The 20,206-nt window shown below is 60.5% G+C and carries 21 protein-coding genes and 2 tRNA genes; 11 read left to right on the forward strand and 12 right to left on the reverse strand.

Annotated elements, in window-relative coordinates; genetic code table 11:
• Positions 1–23 precede the first annotated feature (23 nt).
• Both B5G16_RS04145 and B5G16_RS04150 read left to right on the forward strand, forming a co-directional pair.
• A complete protein-coding gene (locus tag B5G16_RS04145) occupies positions 24–530 on the forward strand; it encodes an SLOG family protein (RefSeq protein WP_087261497.1) in 507 nt (168 codons plus the stop codon).
• A 705-nt stretch (positions 531–1,235) separates the two neighbouring features.
• Positions 1,236–1,703 (forward strand): hypothetical protein, encoded by a 468-nt coding sequence (locus B5G16_RS04150; RefSeq protein WP_087261499.1) that lies wholly within the window; start codon positions 1,236–1,238, stop codon positions 1,701–1,703.
• An 81-nt stretch (positions 1,704–1,784) separates the two neighbouring features.
• On the opposite strand, the gene B5G16_RS04155 is transcribed toward B5G16_RS04150, so the two are convergent.
• Both B5G16_RS04155 and B5G16_RS04160 read right to left on the reverse strand, forming a co-directional pair.
• Entirely contained in the window at positions 1,785–3,020 is a 1,236-nt protein-coding gene (locus B5G16_RS04155; protein ID WP_087261500.1) for a 6-phosphofructokinase, read from the reverse strand.
• A gap of 188 nt (positions 3,021–3,208) precedes the next feature.
• Positions 3,209–3,409 (reverse strand): cold-shock protein, encoded by a 201-nt coding sequence (locus B5G16_RS04160; protein WP_087261503.1) that lies wholly within the window; start codon positions 3,407–3,409, stop codon positions 3,209–3,211.
• 143 nt (positions 3,410–3,552) lie between these two features.
• Between B5G16_RS04160 and B5G16_RS04165 the strand changes: the two genes are divergently transcribed.
• Both B5G16_RS04165 and B5G16_RS04170 read left to right on the forward strand, forming a co-directional pair.
• Entirely contained in the window at positions 3,553–3,852 is a 300-nt protein-coding gene (locus tag B5G16_RS04165) for a hypothetical protein (RefSeq protein ID WP_087261506.1), read from the forward strand.
• Positions 3,853–3,870: 18 nt separating this feature from the next.
• On the forward strand, positions 3,871–4,944 hold the full coding sequence (locus B5G16_RS04170; RefSeq protein WP_087261507.1) for a TIGR04133 family radical SAM/SPASM protein: 1,074 nt from the start codon (positions 3,871–3,873) through the stop codon (positions 4,942–4,944).
• A 210-nt stretch (positions 4,945–5,154) separates the two neighbouring features.
• Here the strand turns inward: B5G16_RS04170 and B5G16_RS04175 are convergent.
• The 7 genes from B5G16_RS04175 to B5G16_RS04205 all read right to left on the reverse strand — a co-directional run bounded on the left by B5G16_RS04175 (position 5,155) and on the right by B5G16_RS04205 (position 10,812).
• A tRNA-Pro gene (locus tag B5G16_RS04175) sits at positions 5,155–5,229 on the reverse strand.
• 151 nt (positions 5,230–5,380) lie between these two features.
• Positions 5,381–5,455: transfer RNA gene (locus B5G16_RS04180), tRNA-Pro, on the reverse strand.
• A 197-nt stretch (positions 5,456–5,652) separates the two neighbouring features.
• Positions 5,653–6,282, reverse strand: coding sequence for an HAD family hydrolase (locus tag B5G16_RS04185; protein ID WP_087261509.1), 630 nt, complete (start codon positions 6,280–6,282; stop codon positions 5,653–5,655).
• A 33-nt stretch (positions 6,283–6,315) separates the two neighbouring features.
• Positions 6,316–7,164: an SDR family NAD(P)-dependent oxidoreductase gene (locus tag B5G16_RS04190; protein WP_239405955.1), complete on the reverse strand. Its 849-nt coding sequence runs from the start codon at positions 7,162–7,164 to the stop codon at positions 6,316–6,318.
• On the reverse strand, positions 7,164–8,378 hold the full coding sequence (locus B5G16_RS04195) for an NADH:flavin oxidoreductase (protein WP_087261511.1): 1,215 nt from the start codon (positions 8,376–8,378) through the stop codon (positions 7,164–7,166). Before B5G16_RS04195 ends, B5G16_RS04190 begins: the two co-directional genes overlap by 1 nt.
• Positions 8,379–8,432: 54 nt before the next feature.
• Complete coding sequence (locus tag B5G16_RS04200) at positions 8,433–9,194, reverse strand: DUF1295 domain-containing protein (protein ID WP_087261513.1); 762 nt, start codon at positions 9,192–9,194, stop codon at positions 8,433–8,435.
• A 202-nt stretch (positions 9,195–9,396) separates the two neighbouring features.
• Positions 9,397–10,812, reverse strand: a complete 1,416-nt coding sequence (locus B5G16_RS04205; protein ID WP_087261515.1) for a glutamate decarboxylase — start codon at positions 10,810–10,812, stop codon at positions 9,397–9,399.
• Between the two features lie 91 nt (positions 10,813–10,903).
• Between B5G16_RS04205 and B5G16_RS04210 the strand changes: the two genes are divergently transcribed.
• Together B5G16_RS04210 and B5G16_RS04215 are read left to right on the forward strand one after the other, a co-directional pair.
• Positions 10,904–11,605: an SIR2 family NAD-dependent protein deacylase gene (locus B5G16_RS04210; protein WP_087261517.1), complete on the forward strand. Its 702-nt coding sequence runs from the start codon at positions 10,904–10,906 to the stop codon at positions 11,603–11,605.
• A 4-nt stretch (positions 11,606–11,609) separates the two neighbouring features.
• Complete coding sequence (locus B5G16_RS04215) at positions 11,610–12,209, forward strand: trimeric intracellular cation channel family protein (RefSeq protein ID WP_087261519.1); 600 nt, start codon at positions 11,610–11,612, stop codon at positions 12,207–12,209.
• 1,292 nt (positions 12,210–13,501) lie between these two features.
• Here the strand turns inward: B5G16_RS04215 and meaB are convergent.
• The 3 genes from meaB to B5G16_RS04230 form a co-directional block, all read right to left on the reverse strand.
• On the reverse strand, positions 13,502–14,620 hold the full coding sequence (gene meaB, locus B5G16_RS04220) for a methylmalonyl Co-A mutase-associated GTPase MeaB (RefSeq protein ID WP_087261521.1): 1,119 nt from the start codon (positions 14,618–14,620) through the stop codon (positions 13,502–13,504).
• Between the two features lie 6 nt (positions 14,621–14,626).
• A complete protein-coding gene (locus B5G16_RS04225; RefSeq protein ID WP_087261524.1) occupies positions 14,627–15,091 on the reverse strand; it encodes a hypothetical protein in 465 nt (154 codons plus the stop codon).
• Positions 15,092–15,176: 85 nt separating this feature from the next.
• Entirely contained in the window at positions 15,177–15,437 is a 261-nt protein-coding gene (locus B5G16_RS04230) for a hypothetical protein (RefSeq protein ID WP_087261526.1), read from the reverse strand.
• Between the two features lie 447 nt (positions 15,438–15,884).
• On the opposite strand from B5G16_RS04230, the gene mce reads away from it, so the two are divergent.
• The 5 genes from mce to B5G16_RS04255 all read left to right on the forward strand — a co-directional run bounded on the left by mce (position 15,885) and on the right by B5G16_RS04255 (position 20,046).
• Positions 15,885–16,295 carry a methylmalonyl-CoA epimerase gene (gene mce, locus B5G16_RS04235; protein WP_087261529.1) on the forward strand — a complete coding sequence of 137 codons (411 nt, stop codon included), beginning with the start codon at positions 15,885–15,887 and terminating at the stop codon, positions 16,293–16,295.
• 73 nt (positions 16,296–16,368) lie between these two features.
• On the forward strand, positions 16,369–17,934 hold the full coding sequence (locus B5G16_RS04240) for an acyl-CoA carboxylase subunit beta (RefSeq protein WP_087261531.1): 1,566 nt from the start codon (positions 16,369–16,371) through the stop codon (positions 17,932–17,934).
• 20 nt (positions 17,935–17,954) lie between these two features.
• Complete coding sequence (locus B5G16_RS04245; RefSeq protein ID WP_239405957.1) at positions 17,955–18,299, forward strand: OadG family protein; 345 nt, start codon at positions 17,955–17,957, stop codon at positions 18,297–18,299.
• 36 nt (positions 18,300–18,335) lie between these two features.
• Entirely contained in the window at positions 18,336–18,797 is a 462-nt protein-coding gene (locus B5G16_RS04250) for an acetyl-CoA carboxylase biotin carboxyl carrier protein (RefSeq protein ID WP_087261535.1), read from the forward strand.
• A 4-nt stretch (positions 18,798–18,801) separates the two neighbouring features.
• Positions 18,802–20,046, forward strand: coding sequence for a sodium ion-translocating decarboxylase subunit beta (locus B5G16_RS04255; protein WP_143260823.1), 1,245 nt, complete (start codon positions 18,802–18,804; stop codon positions 20,044–20,046).
• Positions 20,047–20,206: the final 160 nt, after the last annotated feature.

A 20,206-nucleotide genomic window follows, 5' to 3' on the forward strand; every position in this document is an offset into this window, starting at 1 on the left:
GCCAAAGGTTTATCTTTGATCGTATGATTCTCAATCCTCGGACCTGTGTGGCCTTCACCGGCCACCGCACCTATCGGGGCGAGACGGGCGATGCCTTGTCCCGCACGTTGGAGGAGCTTTGTGCCCGGGGGTTCCGGACGTTTGTGAGCGGCATGGCCGTCGGGTTCGATCTGGCGGCCGCCGAAGCCGTACTGGCGCTCCGGGAGCGTTGTCCGGAGGTGCGTCTGGTGGCCGCAGTTCCCTTTCCGGGGCAGGCGCGGCATTTCCCGCACAAGGAACGGGCCCGTTACGAACGGGTGCTGGCGGCGGCCGACGAAACGGAGGTGCTGGCTCCGGCCTACCATCGGGGTTGCTACGCCGTGCGCAATGACTTCCTCGTGGACCATGCGCGGGTTCTGGTGGCGTGGTACGACGGTTCTCCGGGCGGCACGCGCTACACCGTCGGGCGAGCCCTTACCCGGGACCGTGAGGTTGTCAACCTCCATCCGCAGGGCCCGGTATTTCCACCTCCGACGCCGACCCTCTTCTGAATCCCCGCGCTTTTTGACCGTCCGTCCCCTCGCTTCTTGACCGGTTGCCCCCGCACTCTTCGACCGGCCGCCCCCCCCCGCGCTCTTCGACCGTCCGTTCCCGCGCTTCTCGACCGGCCGTTCCTCGCTCTTCGACCGCCCGTCTCCGCGCTTCTCGATCGTCCGTCCTCGCGCTTTTCGACGTCCGTTCCCGCGCTTTTCGACCGGCCGCCCCTCGCTCTTCGACCGTCCGTTCCCGCGCTTTTCGACCGACTGCCCCTCGCTCTTCGATCGTCCGTTTCCGCGCTTTTCGACCGGCCGCCCCTCGCTCTTCGATCGTCCGTTCCCGCACTCTTCAACCGGCTTCCCCTCCCCGCACTTTTCGGCTGAAAAATGCCTTGCCCCCGTCCGACCCCCGGTTTTCTTCTCCCTTCCCTCTCCCTCCCTCCCGGTTCGTTTTTCGACGTGCATATCGTTTATTTTATCCCGCCGTATCGTTCGTCGGTTTTTTATTTGGAAAAAGACAATTAATTATTATTTTTGTATTCAGACAGCAGCACTTTCCGATTTGTGGCAACGGGGTTTCGGTCCCGCAACCCGATATGCGTATTCCGTGAAGGAGAGCTTGTGTTTCGTGGGGCGGAGGAGGCGTCGGAACCTGTTGTGTCCGACAGAGGAGTCCGAAAATCTGCAAAAGAGTAGGAAAATCCCAAAAATCATCTTTTTATGAAGAAATTTCTGATGTGCGCCGTCGCCATGCTCTTTATGGGTTCGGTTGCGGCAACGGCCCAGACGCCCGAGGAGAAACAGGCCTCCGACGAACGGATTGCAGTGCTGAAAGCCGATCGCCCGAAGGATTGCGGCGTGAAGGAGATCGACGATGTCGTGGCCAAATGCAAGACCATTGCGGATGCGACGGTCGCCATTGCGGATGCGACGGCCGTGGCTTCCGGCGAGAAGTCGCTGCCCAACGGCGAGGAGCTGCTGGCGAAGGTCGAGTCCACGATCAAGGAGCTCACCGATGTGGGTACGCTCATGGGCGGAGCCGCTTCGGCCCTGACCAGTGTCAAGAACCCGCTGAAACTGAAATCGGCTACCAAGTCGCTCAACTATGCCAAGGATGTCGTGGCTGCGGCGGGCGAGGAGCTTCCCTACCAGGCGAAACTCATCAAGAATCTGATTGCCGGCAATTGATCCGGCGCCCGGAACGGGATATGAAAAAACCCGGAGCCTTGCAAGGCTTCGGGTTTTTTCTTGTTCCTGTGTCCGGAGTTGTTATTTCCAGTTGAGGATCTTGTGGAAATCGTACTCCTCGGGGTTGGCGACGTATTTCCTGGCAGCCTCGTAATCCTCGGGCGTGATGGCGTTGAGGATGTTCTCGACCACCGACTTGAACTTGTCCGAGGTGATGTCTACCAGACGGGGCGGAATCTTGCCCGTGGTGGGATCCTGCAGGTCTTTCAGGTAGAGCGGCGAGACGTTGCCCTCGGAGTCCACGTATACCATGCAGCCGGTCTTTCCCTCGGCGAAGAGCTTGTGCACGCCGATACCCAGCTCGGAGCAGTAGGTCAGGTCGTAGGCGATCGGGGTCTGGCAGCGGATCTCGTAGCCCAGCTCCACGGGGCGGCTCTTGACCTTGATGCCGAGCTCTTTGAGTTTCTTCTCGATCATCTCGTTGAAGATGTGCGCCTTCGAAACCTTGCCCAGCTCGGGGTGTCCGTGTTCGTCGTAGGTGAAGTGAACGCCGCTCTTTCGGATCTCCTCGTCCGACAGGGCGTGGAAGACGCCCTCGGAGATGACGGCGGCGCCGTAGTCCATTCCCATGATCTTGCGCTTGATGATCGACGAGATCACGAGGTTGACGATCTTCTCGACGGTGATTTCGGTCTTGTCGAACATTTCGGGGATGACGATCATCGGGTAGTGGCAGGCCTCGCCGATACCGAATGCGAGGTGTCCGGCCGAACGGCCCATGGCCGCCAGTACGAACCAGTTGCCGCTGGTGCGGGCGTCGACATAGACGGCGCGGGCGATGACGGCACCCTTGTCCTTGGCGGACTCGTAGCCGAACGTCGGGGTTCCCTTCGGCAGCGGGAGGTCGTTGTCGATGGTCTTCGGGACGTGGATGTTGGCGATGGGGTATTTCTTGGCTTCGAGGAACTTGGCGATGCGGTTGGCCGTCGATGCGGTGTCATCGCCGCCGACGGTTACGAGCAGCTTCACGTTGTTGTCGGTGAAGAATTTGAGGTTGAAGTTGTTCTCGAAATCGGCGTCGGTGGGTTTGAACCGGCTCATTTGGAGGAACGATCCGCCCTGGTTGAAGATTCCGTCGGCCATGGGGTAGTCGATGTCGACGGTGCGGGGCGAGGGGTTGAAGAGTCCGGTGTAACCCTCGTGGAGTCCGATCACGCGGTATCCCTTGCGCAGGAAGGTTTTGGCGACGCTGCCTACTACGGTGTTCATGCCGGGGGCGGGACCACCGCCGGTGAGAATTGCGATTGCTTCTTTCATGGTTTGATCGGTTTTATGATTTTGAAAAATCTTTATTAACGTTTAAAACGCCCAAAAGTACGATTTATTTTTCAAACGGGCAAGAAAAAAGGACGCCTGCATGCAGAACGTCCTGAAATCCGGGAGGTTTTTGGCTCGATCACCCCCTCCCTCTTCTCCCCGCATGTCGCGCATGCGGAGGATATTGTTTACTCGACTACCGTAACGTTTACGGCCTGTTCGCCTTTCGCGCCGTTTCCGATTTCGAATTCGACGGTCTGGCCCTCGTTCAGGGACTTGAAACCCTCCTTCACGATGCCGGAGAAGTGAACAAAGATCTCCTTGCCGCTTTCCGTCGTAATGAATCCGTAGCCTTTTTTGCTATCGAACCATTTTACCTTGCCTGTCATAAAAAGAAAAAATTAAAAGAGTTAAAGATGTGCTGACAAAGTAACGTAAAAAAGCGTGGGATTCAAAACTTTTTGGGCTATTTTTTTGACTTGGCCGGAAAAATCGTATATTTGTGGAGTGCCATCAAACGGTACGGACAACGATGAACAGAAAAGTGAAACTGGCCTTGGCGGCGCTTCTGGGCTTCTCGGCGGCCTGTTCGACGGTGAAGCAGGCCCCGCAGGCGACGAAAGAGCCGGCTGCGGAGGAGACGCCGCAGCCGCGGGATGCCGACACGGCGGTTGTGCAGGAACAGCCGGGTCGTCCGCGGATCGTCCTCATGTACGGAGTGCGACCTCCGGTGTCGGACAGCATGCGCACGAAGCGTCTGGAACAGCAGCGTCCGGACTCTCTGCCGCCGGTTGCGGAGCAGCCGGTCGAGGAGGATCCGGCGGCCGAGTAGCCCGCAGGGGAGTGAGGCATGTCGGGACGTCGGTTGGGGCTTCGCAAACGGCTTGCGTTGGGGATCTTCTCCGATCTGCATGCCGCAAAGGTTGAGGAACACCGCCTGGATACGCTCTTCTGGGAGTGTACCCTGCGGTGCAATTTGTCGTGCCGTCATTGCGGGAGCGACTGCCGGGTGGACCCCGGGGTTGCGGACATGCCGCTGCCGGATTTTCTGAAAGTCCTCGACGAGGAGGTCACGCCGCACGTCGATCCTTCGCAGGTGCTGATTATCTTTTCGGGCGGCGAGGTGCTGGTCCGGGATGATCTCGAAGAGGCGGGCCGCGAGGTGACGCGGCGGGGCTATCCGTGGGGGATGGTGACCAACGGGATGGCACTGACCGAACGCCGCTTCCGAGGTCTGCTGGATGCGGGTCTGCGGTCGATTTCGGTGAGTCTCGACGGCTTCGAGGACGAGCACAATTACATCCGCGGCAATCCGCACAGCTACGACCGGGCGTTGCAGGCGATCCGGATGATCGTGCGCGAGCCGTCGCTGGCCAGTGACGTGGTTACCTGCGTGACGGGAGCGATGATTCCGCAGCTGGAAGCGTTCCGCGACATGCTCCTTGCGGAGGGGGTGTCGCATTGGCGTCTGTTCTCGATCTTTCCGATGGGGCGGGCGAAGCACGACCCGACGCTGCGGATCACCGACGAACAGTTCCGCACGTTGATGGAGTTCATCCGCCGGACGCGCCGCGAGGGCCGCATCGACGCAAGCTATGCGTGCGAAGGTTTTCTGGGCGGTTACGAGGCGGAGGTCCGGGACCATTTCTACGAGTGTGCGGCAGGTGTGACCGTTGCGTCGATCCGGGTCGACGGAGCCATTTCGGGCTGCACGTCGATCCGTGCGAATTTTCATCAGGGGAATATCTACCGGGACCGTTTCTGGGAGGTCTGGGAACGACGTTTCGCGCCGTTCCGCGACCGCGAATGGATGCGGACGGGGGCGTGTGCCGACTGCCGGATGTTCCGTTACTGCCAGGGCGGGGGGATGCACCTGCGCGACGACGACGGCTCGCTGCTTTATTGTCATTATAAAAGGTTGTAACCGCCCGTCCGGGGGACTTGCTGTTCCTATGTTGGGATTCCGCCGGCCCCTCCCCACACTCTAAAAAACGTCCGGCTCCGCCCAACCCGTTTCCGATCCGTTTCCGACTCGTTCTCACTCTCCCTTTCCCGAGCCTCCCGGCTTCGGGAATGTATGCCCCCCCCCACAAAAAAATCCCCCTGCTGTTGCAGAGGGATTCTTGAAAATTTGTCGGGGAGACTGGATTCGAACCAGCGACCTCCAACTCCCGAAGCTGGCGCGCTAACCGGACTGCGCTACACCCCGAACAAAGGGCTCTTATCTTTTGAAGAGCGCACAAAGATAACGCTAAAATCCGAAACCGCAAAACAAAATGTAAAAAAAATGTTTGCAAGAAGGAGTGGGATCGAATGATAAAAGCACTTACATGATTTGTAAGTGCTTGATTTTCGTTTAGTCGGGGTAACAGGATTCGAACCTGTGACCCCCTGCTCCCAAAGCAGGTGCGCTAACCGGACTGCGCTACACCCCGAATTTTTTCGGCTCCGATTTCTCTCCCGGAACCCGATTCCCCTCCGGCTCCGATTTCTTTCTCCGGCCCCGATTCCGTTCTTCCCCTCCCCGGATCCGACGCGGTTTCGGAACAGATTATGCAAAGATAGCGGCTTTTTCCCGCTCCGGCAAATTTTTGCACGTGAAAAGTGCAGGTTTGCGTGAATACCCCCTGGATTACGGCCGCCCCACGCTGTCGAGCAGGTGTCCGAAATCCTCGCCCGGGGCGGGTTTGTAGACCGCAAACCCGAGTGCCTGTGCCGCATCGACGTTTTTCTGTCCGTCGTCGATGTAGAGCGTCCGCTCGGGGTCCATGCCGCTGTCGGCGATCATCTTGCGGAAGATCGCCTCCGAGGGTTTCAGTTCGCGCATCTCGTAGGAGAGGTAGATCCCGTCGAAGTAATCCTCCATGCGTTTGCCGTCGGCCGTGAACATCGCGCGGATGAAGCGCATCGACGAGGGGTTGTTGTTCGAGAGGACGTAGGTACGGATTCCCCGCTCGCGCAGGCGGTCGATCTGGCGTAGTTTTTCGACCGGAATCCCGACGAGGAAGGCTCCGTATGCGCCGGCGATCTCATCGTCGGATACCGCCGGGGTCCCGGCGATGGCCCGCATCCGGTCGCAGGCTTCGTGGAACGTGATGAGTCCGTGTTCGAGTTGTCCGATCATCTCGGCGGGGTAGCAGGGGTCGATGAGTTCGGCCACGGCATCCATTCCGAGGTGCCGGAATGCGTCGCGACAGCGTTCGATGTCGAGATCCACAAGAACGCCTCCGAGGTCGAAGACGACATTTTCGATCGATTCCATATTCAAATTCGAGGTGTTGTCCGGTATGATGTGTTATTTCTGAAATTTCATTGTAAAGCGGCGTACCGGACGCAGCACCCACATCGGCAGGATCTTGCAGAGGGGTATCCACGCACGGTTCCACCAGTCGGGGACGATCGAGCGGCGGCCGCGCCAGAGGGCCCGCAACCCTTTTCGGGCGCAGCGGTCGGCGGAGATCAGCACGCCCAGACGCAATCCGATCCGCTGCCAGTAGGGGGTCAACCCGTAGAGATCGGTGGCCACGCCGGCCGGCGATACGGCCGTGACGCGGATTCCCTGTTCGCGGACCTCTTTGGCAAAAGCCACGGAGAAGGCGCGCAGATAGGCTTTCGAGGCGCTGTACAGGGCCAGTCCCGGGAAGGGCATCCACTGCGAGTAGGAGGACATGTTGAGGATGTGCCCTCCGCGTCCGCGGCGGGCCATTTCGGCGGCATAGAGGCGGCATAGCTGCGTGTTGGTCAGGTCGTGCAGCAGGATGATGCGTTCGATGCGCTCCTCGGGGGTTTGGAGGATGTCGCGGAAGGAGAACATCCCGGCGTTGTTGATCAGGACGTCGATGGCAAGCCCGTCGGCCTGCGTGCGGTCGAACAACTCGCGGGCGGCCCCGACGCGGGCCAGGTCGCACACCACGATGCGGATGTCGCATTGCGGGAACCCTTCGGCAAGTTCTCTGCGGACCGTTTCGAGGTGCTGTCGGTTGTCGCCGACCAGCACGAGGTCGTACCCCAGTGCGGCGAGCCGCCGGGCATAACAGCGCCCGATACCCGACCCGGCACCGCTGACCAGCGCCCGGGCGGTTCCTTGCGGGACCTCGCCGCGCCGCATCCGGTGTCGTTTCTTTCTGTCGTTCATCGGTTCCATCAGGGCAGGCGTTTGAGCTCCTCGACGATCTTGCGCGGGAGGTCGGGGCAGTGCTTGCAGCACTTCATGTCGACGGAGTACATCCGGGCGATGCAGTAGTTGCGGTGGTCGCACTCGCTGCGGGTCGCCGCGTCGCCTTCGCGGAGCTTGTTGACGAATGCCGGGGCGTTGACCAGCGCGCGGGCCATCTGCACGAGTTCGAAACCGGCGCCGAGGGCCCGCTCGATGCCTTCGCGGCTGACCAACCCGCCGACGTAGATCAGCGGACCCTTCAACGCTGCGCGGAACTTTTTGGCATCTTCGAGGAAGTAGCACTCCTCGAAGGGGAACTGCTTGATCATCAGGGGTCCGAACCAGCGGATGAAGTATCGGAGCCAGAGCGGCGAGTAGTAGCTCATCGTGTAGAGGGGGATCAGTCCGCGCATGACGGCCATCGGGGCTTTCGACACGAACCCGCCGGAGAGGACGATCCCGTCGACGCCGAACGACTCGATCACGCGGGCGATCTCGATGCTCTCGGGGATCTGGATGCCGCCCTTGAAACCGTCGTACATGTTGTGTTTGACGGTGACGGCCATGCCGCAGGCGCGTGCGGCCCCGACGGCCTCTTCGAGACACATCCGCATGAAGCGCATGCGGTTTTCGAGCGAGCCTCCGTATTCGTCGCGCCGATGGTTGGTGTAGGGCGAGAGGAACTGCGAGATGAGGTATCCGTGCCCGGCATGGACCTCCACGGAGTCGAATCCGGCGTCGTGGGCGGTGCGGACGGCGCGTCCGAAGTCTTTGGCGACCTGTTCGATCTCGCTGCGGCGCATGCCGCGCACGGGGGTGTAGGCGTAGAGGTTCACGCCCGACGATGCGCCGATGGGCATCTGCCCGGCGGTGGTCCAGTGTGTCATGTTTCCGCAGTGTCCGATCTGAATGGCGGCGGCGGCTCCTTCGCGGTGGATGGCGTCGGTGATGTCGCGCAGCCCGGGGACGATCGCGGGGCGGAGCCAGAGCTGCTTGTTGAACGAGAGACCGCTGCGGCAGACGGCGGCGTAGGCGAGCGTGGTCATGCCGATGCCGCCGCGGGCTACGGCCACGTGGTACTCTTTGAGTTGCTGCGTAGGTCCGAAATCCTTGCCCATCGACTCGAATGCCGCGGAGCGGATCGTGCGGTTGCGCAGCGTCACGGGGCCGAGCTTGTAGGGCGTGAAGAGTTTGGATTCCATGTTATATTCGGTTGTTTTGACGTTTCTCCTGCTGTTTGTCTGCCTTCTCGCGGATCAGTAGATAAAGGGTATGATCCGCTTCCGCCGAAGTCTTGAAAACTCCTCGCCGAACTCCTGTTCGTAGCGGCGGCGGAGCGATGCGGCGCGTGGTGCGAGGTTGGCGAAGGTCCACCAGGCGAAGACGGCGCCGGCCCACGACCACGAAGCCACGGCGAATCCGACCCATTCGAGCAGTTCGCCGAAGTAGTTGGCCGAGGAGACGTAGCGGAACATGCCGCCGCGGGGGATGTAGTGTCGCGTGTCGCCGGGCTTGCGGAGGTGGCGGATGATCCGGTCGGAGTGGAGGTTGACGGCCATTCCGGCGATGAAGAGGACGCCGCCGACGTAGATGTAGGGCTGTGCGAACCAGTTGTCGTAGTAGCCGTCGGGCGAGACGTAGAAGATCCACCCGCCCTGCATCAGGGCGTTGAGGGTGTTGAAGAGCATTCCCATGAGGACGATCCCGAGGGGCATGCGGGAGTTTCCGCGCAGGAGCATCGGGAAGATGAACGAGCGTTGGAAGTAGTGAGCCTCGAAGAGCAGGAAGAGGGCGAGGGGCCCGGCCTGTCCCATGCGGTCGGACGTGGCCCACAGCACGGCCATGAGGATGAAGACGGGTGATTCCATCATCACCCATCCGATTTTGTTGGGGATCGGGAGCCCGTAGCGGCGGTTGAAGAGGTAGCCGTACCCGGCTTCGAAGAAGTGCAGGGCGATGAATACCACGAGGGCCAGCGAGGCCATGACGATGAGGAAGATGTCGAACGTTTCGCGCATGAGGCAGGATTTCGTAAAAACGGCATAAAGGTAGGAAAAAAATCGGGGATGGTCAAGGCCGAAAAGCGTGCGGCGTTGTTCGATTTTTCCCGGTTTCGGGTGTTGGCTTCTCTGTGCGGCGGCCGGAGGGCGCGAAAAAACGACCGCCGGAGCCTGTCCGGCGGTCGGTACGCATGACCTGCGGTCGTTAACGTATGGACCGTCAGTGCGTATAGACTTTCCCTTTCTGATGTTCGTTGGCTTCGAATTTGAGCCGCGAGGTGGTGGGGTAGCGGAGTTTCTCGAACTCGGCCACGGCGTTGCGGATGTCGCCCAGCAGCATGTCGGCCATGTCGCGGGACATGCCCTGACGCACGACGATGCGCATGACGACCGTCTTTTCGATGTTCTTCGGCATGGTGTAGGCCGGGACCATCCAACCGCTCTGTTGGAGTGCGGCTTGCAGGTCGAAGAGGGTCCATTTGGCCGATTTTTCGTATTCGGGATCGAGCGACCAGATGAAGAGCGGGTTGACGACCTCCGCGGCGAAATTCCTGAAACAGGGCATCCGGCCGATTTCGCGGTGGCAGTAACGTGCGATCTCCATCGAGTTGTTCTGAATCTCGCGGTAGCCCTCGAATCCGAGCCGGATGAAGTTGTAATACTGTCCGAGGATCTGTGCTGCGGGGCGCGAGAAGTTGAGCCCGACCTGTGTGATGCTGGCCCCGAGGTAGTTGACCGAGAAGGACATCTCGTCGGGGAGATACTTTTTGTCCTTCCAGACGACCCACCCCAGCCCGGGATATACGAGCCCGAACTTGTGTCCGGAGGTGGAGATCGACAGCACCCATTTGAGGCGGAAATCCCACTTGACCTCGGGGTTGAGGAACGGGAGGATGAAGCCTCCGGACGCGGCGTCGACATGGATCGGGATCTCGTATCCGGTCTTTTGGTTATAGGCGTCGAGGGCCTTGTCGAGGGCTTCGACGTCGTCGTTGAGCCCGGACCACGTCACGCCGGCGATGGGGACGATGCAGATGGTGTTTTCGTCGCAGATTTTCAGCGCGGCGTCGATGTCGAGGGTTTTCTTGTCGGCCGTGAGGGGCACGGTGCGGAGTTCGATCTGCCACAGCTGGCAGAACTTCTCCCAGACGACCTGATAGGCGGCGCTCATCACCAGATTGGGCTTGTCGTAGGGCTTTCCGGCGGCCTTGCGGCGGTTGCGCCAGCGGAGCCAGGCGGCGACGCCTCCGAGCATGCAGGCCTCGGACGATCCGATTCCGACGGCTCCGGCCTTCCATTCGGCCTTTTCGGGGGTGTTCCAGAGGTTGGCGAGGATGTTGATGCAGCGTCCGCACATGACGGCCACGCGCGGATATTCGGTTTCGTCGATGTAGTTGACGTTGATGGCCTCGTTCATCAGGCGCGTGGCATAGTCGTCCATGTAGGTCGTCACGAACGTGGCCAGATTCAGCCGGGGCTGGGTCTGGGGATAGGTTTCGTCCTTGACCATCTGGTAGGCGATTTCGGGCGCGGTTTTGCCCTTTGGGATGAATTCGACGGGGGCCGGGGATCGCATCTCCTTCGATCCGAAGATGTCGGACGAAGTGTCTCCGGCGGGGGTGTTCTGGTGTTTCATGAGTCGAAAAAAATTGGTTTACGGAGCGGGAGGGTTGCACGAACTGTGCCATAAATTTCGTATCTTTCGGCGACGAAAAAACACGAATGCCATGAAACGACTCGTCGTATTTACGGGCGCGGGGATGAGCGCCGACAGCGGCCTGGCGACGTTCCGCGATTCGGACGGACTGTGGGCCAACTACCGCATCGAGGATGTCTGCACGCCGGAGGCTTTGGCGCGGAACCGGGCGCTGGTCATCGAATTCTACAACAAACGGCGTCGGGAGATGCTCGCGGCGCGACCGAACGCGGGCCACGAAGCCATTGCGGCGCTGGAACGGGACTTTGCGGTGGAGGTCGTAACGCAGAACGTCGACGACCTGCACGAACGGGCCGGCTCGACGCACGTCACGCACCTGCACGGCGAGCTGCGCAAGCTGCGTTCGACGCGCAACCCGGAGCTCGTGGTCCCGATCGAGGGGTGGGAGCAAAAACTCGATGCCACGGCGCCGGACGGCTCGCTGCTGCGGCCGCATATCGTCTTTTTCGGCGAGTCGGTGCCGATGTTCGAGCGTGCGGCGGAGATTGCCGCGCGGGCCGAGATCATGGTCGTGGTGGGGACGTCGCTGGCGGTCTACCCGGCGGCCTCGCTGGTGCGCTACGCGCAGCCGGGGGTTCCGATCTACCTTGTGGACCCCGGCCACCCCGACACGACGGGCATCCGCAACCCGCTGACCGTCATTTCGAAACGTGCCGCGGAGGGCGTCCCGGAGCTGGTGGACCTGTTGCGTCGGACCTATCTGGACCAGTAGCGCGATGTCGGTCTATTTCGTATTGGAAATGCTCGGGACGCTGGCCTTTGCGATCAGCGGCATCCGGCTGGCCTCGGCCAAGCGCTTCGACTGGTTCGGGGCCTACGTCGTGGGCTTCACGACGGCCATCGGGGGCGGGACGCTGCGCGACCTGATGCTGTCGCAGACCCCCTTCTGGATGCTGGACAGCGTCTACCTCATCGTCACGGCCATCGCTCTGGGGATCGTCATCCTCTTCGGGCGCTACCTGATCCGGCTGAACAACACGTTTTTCATCTTCGATGCCGTGGGGCTGGGGCTGTTCACGGTCGTGGGCATCGAGAAGACCCTTGCGGCGGGCTTTCCGCTGTGGGTGGCCGTCATCATGGGCACGATGACCGGCGCGGCGGGCGGCGTGCTGCGCGACATCCTGATCAACGAGGAGCCGCTTATTTTCCGCAAGGAGATCTACGCGCTGGCGTGCATCTTCGGGGGCTTTGTCTTCTGGGTGTGCCGCCTGGCGGGCGTGGATGGCGCGGTGTTGCAGATCACGACGGCCGTGGCGGTGATCGCCGCGCGGGTCGTGGCAGTGCGCTTCGGACTGAAACTCCCGACGTTGAAGTGATACCCAACGGGAGGCTACAAAGGCCTTCCGTCCCGGGCGCTCGGACTTCCGAGGTCTCTTTTTCCGCAAAAACAAAGTGCGCTGGTCTGAAAGACCGGTTTTAGGGGCGGTGGTATGCCGAAAGGGTCGGAAACAAATCCGCGCTTCGACCGTTGGGTGCGGATTCATCCGTCGGAAACCTCGTAAGGTTCCGCAGCCCCTGAAACCCCTTTCTTAAAGGGGCACCTTTTGGTGTCAAAAGGTACCACCAAAACCATCCGCACGTCGCCTGCTGCGGGAGATGCCGGCCGGGTGAGTTGAGCGGGCGCAGTAAGATCAGGCCTTTACAGCCTCCCGCTCCGGGCACTCCCCCGCCCGCCATCTCTTGATCCGCATCCGGCGAGAGTGCGGAACCTCCCTTTTATTTCAGATAACCCGCAAATAACGGTCGACGCGGATTCAGGACTACGGAAACCCCGTGAGTTTCCGCAGCCCACAAAACCCCTTTCTTAAAGGGGCGGTTTTTGCGGCGCTTTTTGCCGACCCAAAAAGCGCCAAACTATGCAACCGTTCCGGTTGCAGATTCTTGTACCTTTTGATGGCAAAAGGTACCCAAAACCAGCCGCAAGTTGCTTTTTGCGGGGCCGCACCTCGGCATCACGGAAACGGGCGCCTGACGCGGGTTTGCAAGCAAACCGGCCCCGTTTCTTTTCGCTCCGCCTTCGTTGCGTCCTTTTTCCGCGAAAAGCAAAGTGCGGCGGACACCAGAGATGCGCGGAACCGGCCCGGAAACCCTTCACAGATACCATCGCCCATAAAACCGGTTTCTTAAACCGGTACCTTTTGGTGTCAAAAGGTACCACCAAAACCATCCGCACGTCGCCTGCTGCGGGAGATGCCGGCCGGGTGAGTTGAGCGGGCGCAGTAAGATCAGGCCTTTACAGCCTCCCGCTCCGGGCACTCCCCCGCCCGCCATCTCTTGATCCGCATCCGGCGAGAGTGCGGGACCTCCCTTTTATTTCAGATAACCCGCAAATAACGGTCGACGCGGATTCAGGACTACGGAAACCCCGTGAGGTTCCGCAGCCCCTGAAACCGGCTTTTTAAGCCGGCGGTTCTTAACCGGGGCGGATTCAGGACTACGGAAACCTCGTAAGGTTCCGCAGCCCCTGAAACCCGGTTCTTAACCGGGGCGGATTCAGGACTACGGAAACCCCGTGAGGTTCCGCAGCCCCTGAAACCGGCTTTTTAAGCCGGCGGTTCTTAACCGGGGCGGATTCAGGACTACGGGACCTCGTAAGGTTCCGCAGCCCTTAAAACCCCTTTTTGAAATAGAGGTCGAGGAGTTCTTTGGCGGCGACGAACGACGAGATCTTGTCGTCGAGGACCCGCTGCTCGTAGTCGGCGATCTTGCCCTCGACGGCCGGATCGCGGTAGAAACTGCTCCGCAGCGCCTCGTTGATCGTCTCGTACATCCAGTATTTGTTCTGGCGGTTGCGGTTGTGCTGGAAATAGCCGTTGCGCTGAATGTGGTCGAGGTACTCCTCGACGCCCTTCCAGACCTCCTCCAACCCGGCCTTCGTCACGGCCGACGAGGTGTAGACTTTGGGCCGCCAGCCCGACTCCGGTACGGGGAAGAGCCGCAGGGCCCCCTGGAACTGCGTTTTTGCAAGTTCGGCCTTGTGGACATTTTCGCCGTCGGCCTTGGTGATGACCATCAGGTCGGCCATCTCCATGATGCCGCGCTTGATGCCCTGCAACTCGTCGCCGGCTCCCGAGATCTGCAACAGCATGAAGAGGTCGACCATCGAGTGTACGGCGGTCTCGGACTGCCCGACACCTACGGTCTCGATGAAGATGACGTCGAACCCGGCGGCCTCGCACAATACGATGGTCTCGCGGGTCTTGCGGGCGACGCCGCCGAGCGACCCTGCCGAGGGCGAGGGGCGCACGAAGACCGCGGGGTTGTTGCAGATGCTCTCCATGCGGGTCTTGTCGCCGAGGATCGAGCCGCCGCTGCGCTCCGACGAGGGGTCGATGGCCAGCACGGCGAGCTTGTGGCGCAGCGAGGTGACCATGTTGCCGATGGCCTCGATGAAGGTGGACTTCCCGGCCCCGGGGACGCCCGTGATGCCGATGCGCACGGACCGCCCGGCGTGGGGCAGACAACGCTCGATGATCTCCTGCGCCTGGGCGTAGTGGTCGGGGTTCGAGGACTCGACGAGCGTGATGGCCTGCGAGAGGGTGGTGATGTTTCCGGCGAGAATGCCTTCGACGTACTCGTCGGTCGAGAGTGCGCGCTTCTTGTGCCGCTTGAAATAGGGGCTGATGATGGGCTGCTCTTCAACGCCTTCGGTGACGTTCAGCGCCGTATCGTGATGCGTGTCCGCGTATTCGCGTTCGTAGTGGTCTATCTTGGTGAAGGAGGTCATGCTCAATCAATAAGTGGCTTGTTCGATGAGTTGTTCGTTGACTTGCAGGCTGTTTCCCATCCAGAGGGCGCGGTTGCGGGCGTCGATCAGCACGCCGAAGGGCACGTAGGTGACGCCGAACGCCGTGAATCCCCGGTCGGCGTGGTACGTGGCCGAGACGCGCTCCGAGAGGTAGGGGCGCAGGATCGGGGCGATGCGTGCGGTGTCCTCCCGGGTTACGACGATCACGCGCATCGGCACGTCGGATTTCCCGGCGAGGGTTTTCAGCCGTTTGAGCGACAGGACGCATGCGGGGTTCGACGAATGGAAGAATTCGACGTAGGTGACGCGTGCCGGACCGGGATGCCGGTCGTCGATCCATCCGGCGGCTTTGAGTTCGGGGACCTTCTCGCCGAGGACGATGTTCTGGGCCTCCGCATCGGCGGGCTTCAAGACCCATGCCGACAGCAGGATAAGCAACGCTTTTTTCATAAAAGAGTGCTGGTTTGTCCGATCAAAGATAACACCTTTTGACGGAAGGCGCAAATTTTCGGAAGAAAAGCGTGTTGCGGGGGCGTCAGAGCCGCGCGTCGGGCCCGCAGAGGAGCCATTCGAGGTCGATCTGCGGATAGCGGGCGTGGATCTTCCGCACGAGGTCGGCATCGAAGGGTCGCCGGCGGTGGCGGACCTCCATGAAGGTGTTGAAATCGCAGCCGACCTCCCGGATGAAATCCCGGTGGGAGAGCCCCGACGCGCGCAGGACGAAATCGAGCCGTTCGTAGTCGTAGTAGAAGTTGTGGCTTCGCCCGTAGCAGGGAAATACGTTCCTGTCGTCCATGGTTTCAAGGTTTTGTGCGCCGACAAAAGACGAACGCGGACTACTGTTATTTGCCAATTGGGAAGGCTCTGGGAGGCCCTGAATCTGACAAACACACATAGCCCGCGCCGTATAGACGAAGGAACAACGTCCATGCCATACGACGCGAGCGCCGCAGGGCTGGATGTGTTTGACCTGATTCAGAGAATTTCCCAGATTTTCCAATCGGTCAATAAAATCCGCTCGTGCGGATCTTCGGCAAAGATAGGAAAAAAACGGATTCGGACAATCTTTTCCCCGGAAAATCCCCTCCCGAACACTTTTCATCCCTCCCGAATGCCGTTTTCGACCAAAAAAAGTCCGTTGAATTTTGGGGATTCCCAAAGATTCGCCTATCTTTGTGTTCGCAAAATAACAACGTCCGAAATACCACAAAAACAATCAACCAAATTCAAATTCCATTTTGTTATGAAAGTTTCTCATATCGAGCATCTTGGCGTCGCCGTGAAGAGCCTTGATGAAGCCATTCCCTACTGGGAGAACGTACTGGGCCTGAAATGCTATGCCATCGAGGAGGTTGCCGACCAGAAGGTCCGCACGGCCTTCTTCATGCTCGGCCAGACCAAAATCGAGCTGCTGGAACCCACCTCGGAGGATTCGACCATCGCCAAGTACATCGAGAACCGCGGCGTCGGCATCCACCACATGGCGCTGGCCTGCGAGAATATCGAGGAGCAGCTGGCCGATGCCGAATCGAAGGGCATCCGCCTGATCGACAAGACCCCGCGCAAGGGCGCCGAAGGACTGACGATCGCCTTCCTGCACCCGAAGTCGACCCAGGGCATTCTGACCGAACTCTGCGAGAACAAGAACAAATAACAACAACGATTCCGTTGCGGAACACCCCCGCCCGTCGGGTCCGGGGGCTCTCCGGACGGACAATATCATCACTATGAGCCAAATTCAGGAAAAGATCAAACAGCTGATCGACAACCGCGAAACGGCCCGCATGGGCGGCGGCCAGAAGGCGATCGACAAACAGCACGAAAAGGGCAAGTACACGGCCCGCGAACGCATCCAGATGCTTCTCGACGAGGGCTCGTTCGAGGAGTTCGACATGTTCGTGACGCACCGCTGCTACGACTTCGGCATGGAGAAGAAACACTTCTTCGGCGACGGCGTGGTGACGGGTTACGGTACGATCGGCGGACGTCTGGTCTACGTCTTCGCACAGGACTTCACCGTGACGGCCGGATCGCTCTCGCTGTCGATGTCGGACAAGATCTGCAAGGTCATGGACATGGCCCTGCGCAACGGTGCCCCCTGCATCGGCATGAACGACTCGGGCGGCGCCCGCATCCAGGAGGGTGTCAACGCCCTGGCCGGCTATGCCAACATCTTCCAGCGCAACGTGATGTCGTCGGGCGTCATCCCGCAGATTTCGGCCATCTTCGGCCCCTGCGCCGGCGGTGCGGTCTACTCGCCCGCGCTGACCGACTTCATCATCATGAAGAAGGAGACCTCGAACATGTTCCTCACGGGTCCGAAGGTCGTGAAGACCGTCACGGGCGAGGACGTGACGCAGGAGCAGCTCGGCGGCGCCACGATGCACACCACCAAGTCGGGTGTGGCGCAGTTCGCCGTCGATACCGAGGAGGAGGGTATCGAGCTGATCAAGAAGCTGATCTCCTACATGCCGCAGAACAACATGGAGGACGCTCCGCTGGCCGTCTGCACGGACAAGATCACCCGTCTGGAAGACTCGCTCAACGACATCATCCCCGACAGCGCCAACAAACCCTATGACATGGCCGAGGTGATCCGCGCGATCGTCGACGACGGCGAGTATCTGGAATCGGCCGCCGGCTATGCCAAGAACATCATCACGTGCTTCGCGCGCTTCAACGGCCAGTCGGTGGGCATCATCGCCAACCAGCCGAAGTTCATGGCCGGCGTGCTGGACATCAACGCCAGCCGCAAGGCGGCGCGTTTCGTGCGCTTCTGCGACGCGTTCAACATTCCGATCGTGACGCTGGTGGACGTTCCGGGCTTCCTGCCGGGTACGACCCAGGAGTACGGCGGCGTGATCACGCACGGCGCCAAGCTGCTGTTCGCCTACTGCGAGGCTACGGTTCCGAAGATCACCGTGACGCTGCGCAAGGCCTACGGAGGCGCCTACATCGTGATGTCGTCGAAGCACATCCGCGGCGACATCAACTACGCCTGGCCGACGGCCGAGATCGCCGTGATGGGAGCCAGCGGCGCCGTCGAGGTGCTCTACGGCAAGGAGCTCAAAGAGCTGGCCGACAAACCCGAGGAGAAGGCCGCGTTCATCGCCGAGAAGGAGAAGGAGTACAACGACAAGTTCTCGAATCCCTACAACGCCGCCCGCTACGGCTACATCGACGACGTGATCGAACCGCGCAACACGCGTTTCCGCATCATCCGCGCATTGCAGTCGCTGGCCACGAAGCGTTTGCAGAACCCGCCCAAGAAGCACTCGAACATTCCTCTGTAACGTTGTAAAAATCGGAAATCATGATAATGCAAGCAGTAAGTTGGGGGTGGTCCGAGATCCTGTGGGTTTCGCTCATCGGGTTCGCACTGGTCTTCGTCCTGCTGATCGCGCTGATCTTCATCATGAAGGCCTTCGGGGCCTGCTTCCGGACGCGCACGGCAACCATCGGCAAGAAGCAGGTGGTTGCTCCGCAGCCGATGATCAGCCAGGAGGAGATCGCCGCGATCGCCACGGCGTTGAAAATCTACCGGAGCGCGCTGCACGACCGTGAGTCGGAAGTGGTGACGATCCTCAGCATCAAGCGGGCCTATTCGCCCTGGAATTCGAAAATTCACGGTTTAACCCAGCTCCCCGACCGGAAATAGCAGACCTTGTCGGAGCAAGTCAATCCAGAAACAACAATGAAAGATTACTCACTGAAAATCAACGGACACAAATACAACGTCCAGATCGACGACGTGAACGAGGACTCGACGGTAGCCCGCGTGAACGTCAACGGTGTGGACTACGAAGTGGAGATCGAGGGCGCGAAGTCGGTATCGGTCTCCAAGCCGCAGGTTGCCCCGGCTCCGAAGTCGGCCAACAGCGGCATGATCATGCCCTCGACGGCAACTCCCTCGCCGCGGCTGTCGGCGATTCCGCCCTCGTCGGGTTACAGCGTGAAGAGCCCGCTGCCGGGTACGGTGCTGGGCGTGAAGGTTGCCGTGGGCGACACGATCACGCAGGGCCAGACGCTCGTGGTGCTCGAAGCCATGAAGATGGAGAACAATATCGACGCGGACCGCGGCGGCGTTGTGAAGCAGATTCTCGTGCAGCAGGGCGGTACGGTCATGGAAGGCGATACGTTACTTGTAATCGAATAGGCGTATGTGGACCGCACTGACATCCAGTACCAATTTCGTGTTGGAGAGCCTGGAAACCTTCGCCGAATCGACGGGCGTTGCGGCGCTGTTCGAAGGCATGGGCTGGGGCAACGTGGCGATGATCGCCGTGGCGTTCGTGCTGCTCTACCTGGCCATCAAGCATAAGTTCGAGCCGCTGCTGCTGCTGACGATCGCCTTCGGCATGCTGCTGACGAACCTCCCGGGTGCCAACATGTTCCATACCGAGCTCTTTGCCGGAGGACACGTCCACTGGACAAATGTTGTCTTGAATAACGTGCAGACGGATAAGTCATTCGTCGATGTTGCCGGACTGCTCGACTACCTCTATCTGGGCGTTAAGCTGGGCATCTATCCGTGTCTGATCTTCGTGGGCGTGGGTGCGATGACCGACTTCGGGCCGCTGATCGCCAACCCGAAGAGTTTCCTGCTGGGCGCAGCCGCGCAGCTGGGCATCTTCCTGACGTTCATCGGGGCCTACGCGCTGGGCTTCTCGCCCGCGGAGGCCGCTTCGATCGGCATCATCGGCGGAGCCGACGGTCCGACGTCGATCTACCTGACGGCCATTCTGGCTCCGGACCTGCTGGGTCCGATCGCCGTGGCGGCCTACTCGTACATGGCCCTCGTGCCGGTGATCCAGCCGCCGATCATGCGCCTGCTCACCACCGAGAAGGAGCGCAAGATCAAGATGCGCCAGCTGCGTCCCGTCTCGAAGACCGAGAAGATCCTCTTCCCGCTGATCATCACGGTGATCATCGCCCTGCTGCTGCCGTCGGCCGCGCCGCTGGTGGGCAGCCTGATGCTGGGCAACCTGATGAAGGAGTGCGGGGTTGTGGACCGTTTGTCGAAGACCGTTCAGAACGAGATGATGAACATCGTGGTGATCTTCCTGGGACTCACGGTGGGGGCCACGGCCACGGCCGAGGCGTTCATCAACGCGCGGACGCTGTTCATTCTGCTGCTGGGCGTGATTGCGTTCAGTTTCGGGACGGCGGGCGGCGTCCTGTTGGCCAAGATTATGAACCTCTTCGCCAAGGACGGCAACAAGATCAACCCGCTGATCGGTTCGGCCGGCGTATCGGCCGTCCCGATGGCTGCGCGCGTATCGCAGACCGAGGGTCAGAAGGCCGATCCTTCGAACTTCCTGCTGATGCACGCCATGGGTCCGAACGTGGCCGGCGTGGTCGGCTCGGCGGTCGCTGCGGGTATCCTGCTCTCGTTCCTGGGATAGGGATCCGCCTTGAATATGAATCCGGGGCCGATGTCAAGGACGTCGGCCCCGGATCTTTTTGTCAGTGTCAGATGTTTCTCTGCCCCTCCTTTCCTCGTATGGGCGGGGCCTTTCGGGTCGGAAAATCCCCGGGATGAAAAATATTTGCGAAATGATTTTC

Origin of the sequence: Alistipes sp. An66 (assembly GCF_002161445.1) — a bacterium.
GTDB classification, from domain to species: Bacteria; Bacteroidota; Bacteroidia; order Bacteroidales; family Rikenellaceae; genus Alistipes; species Alistipes cottocaccae.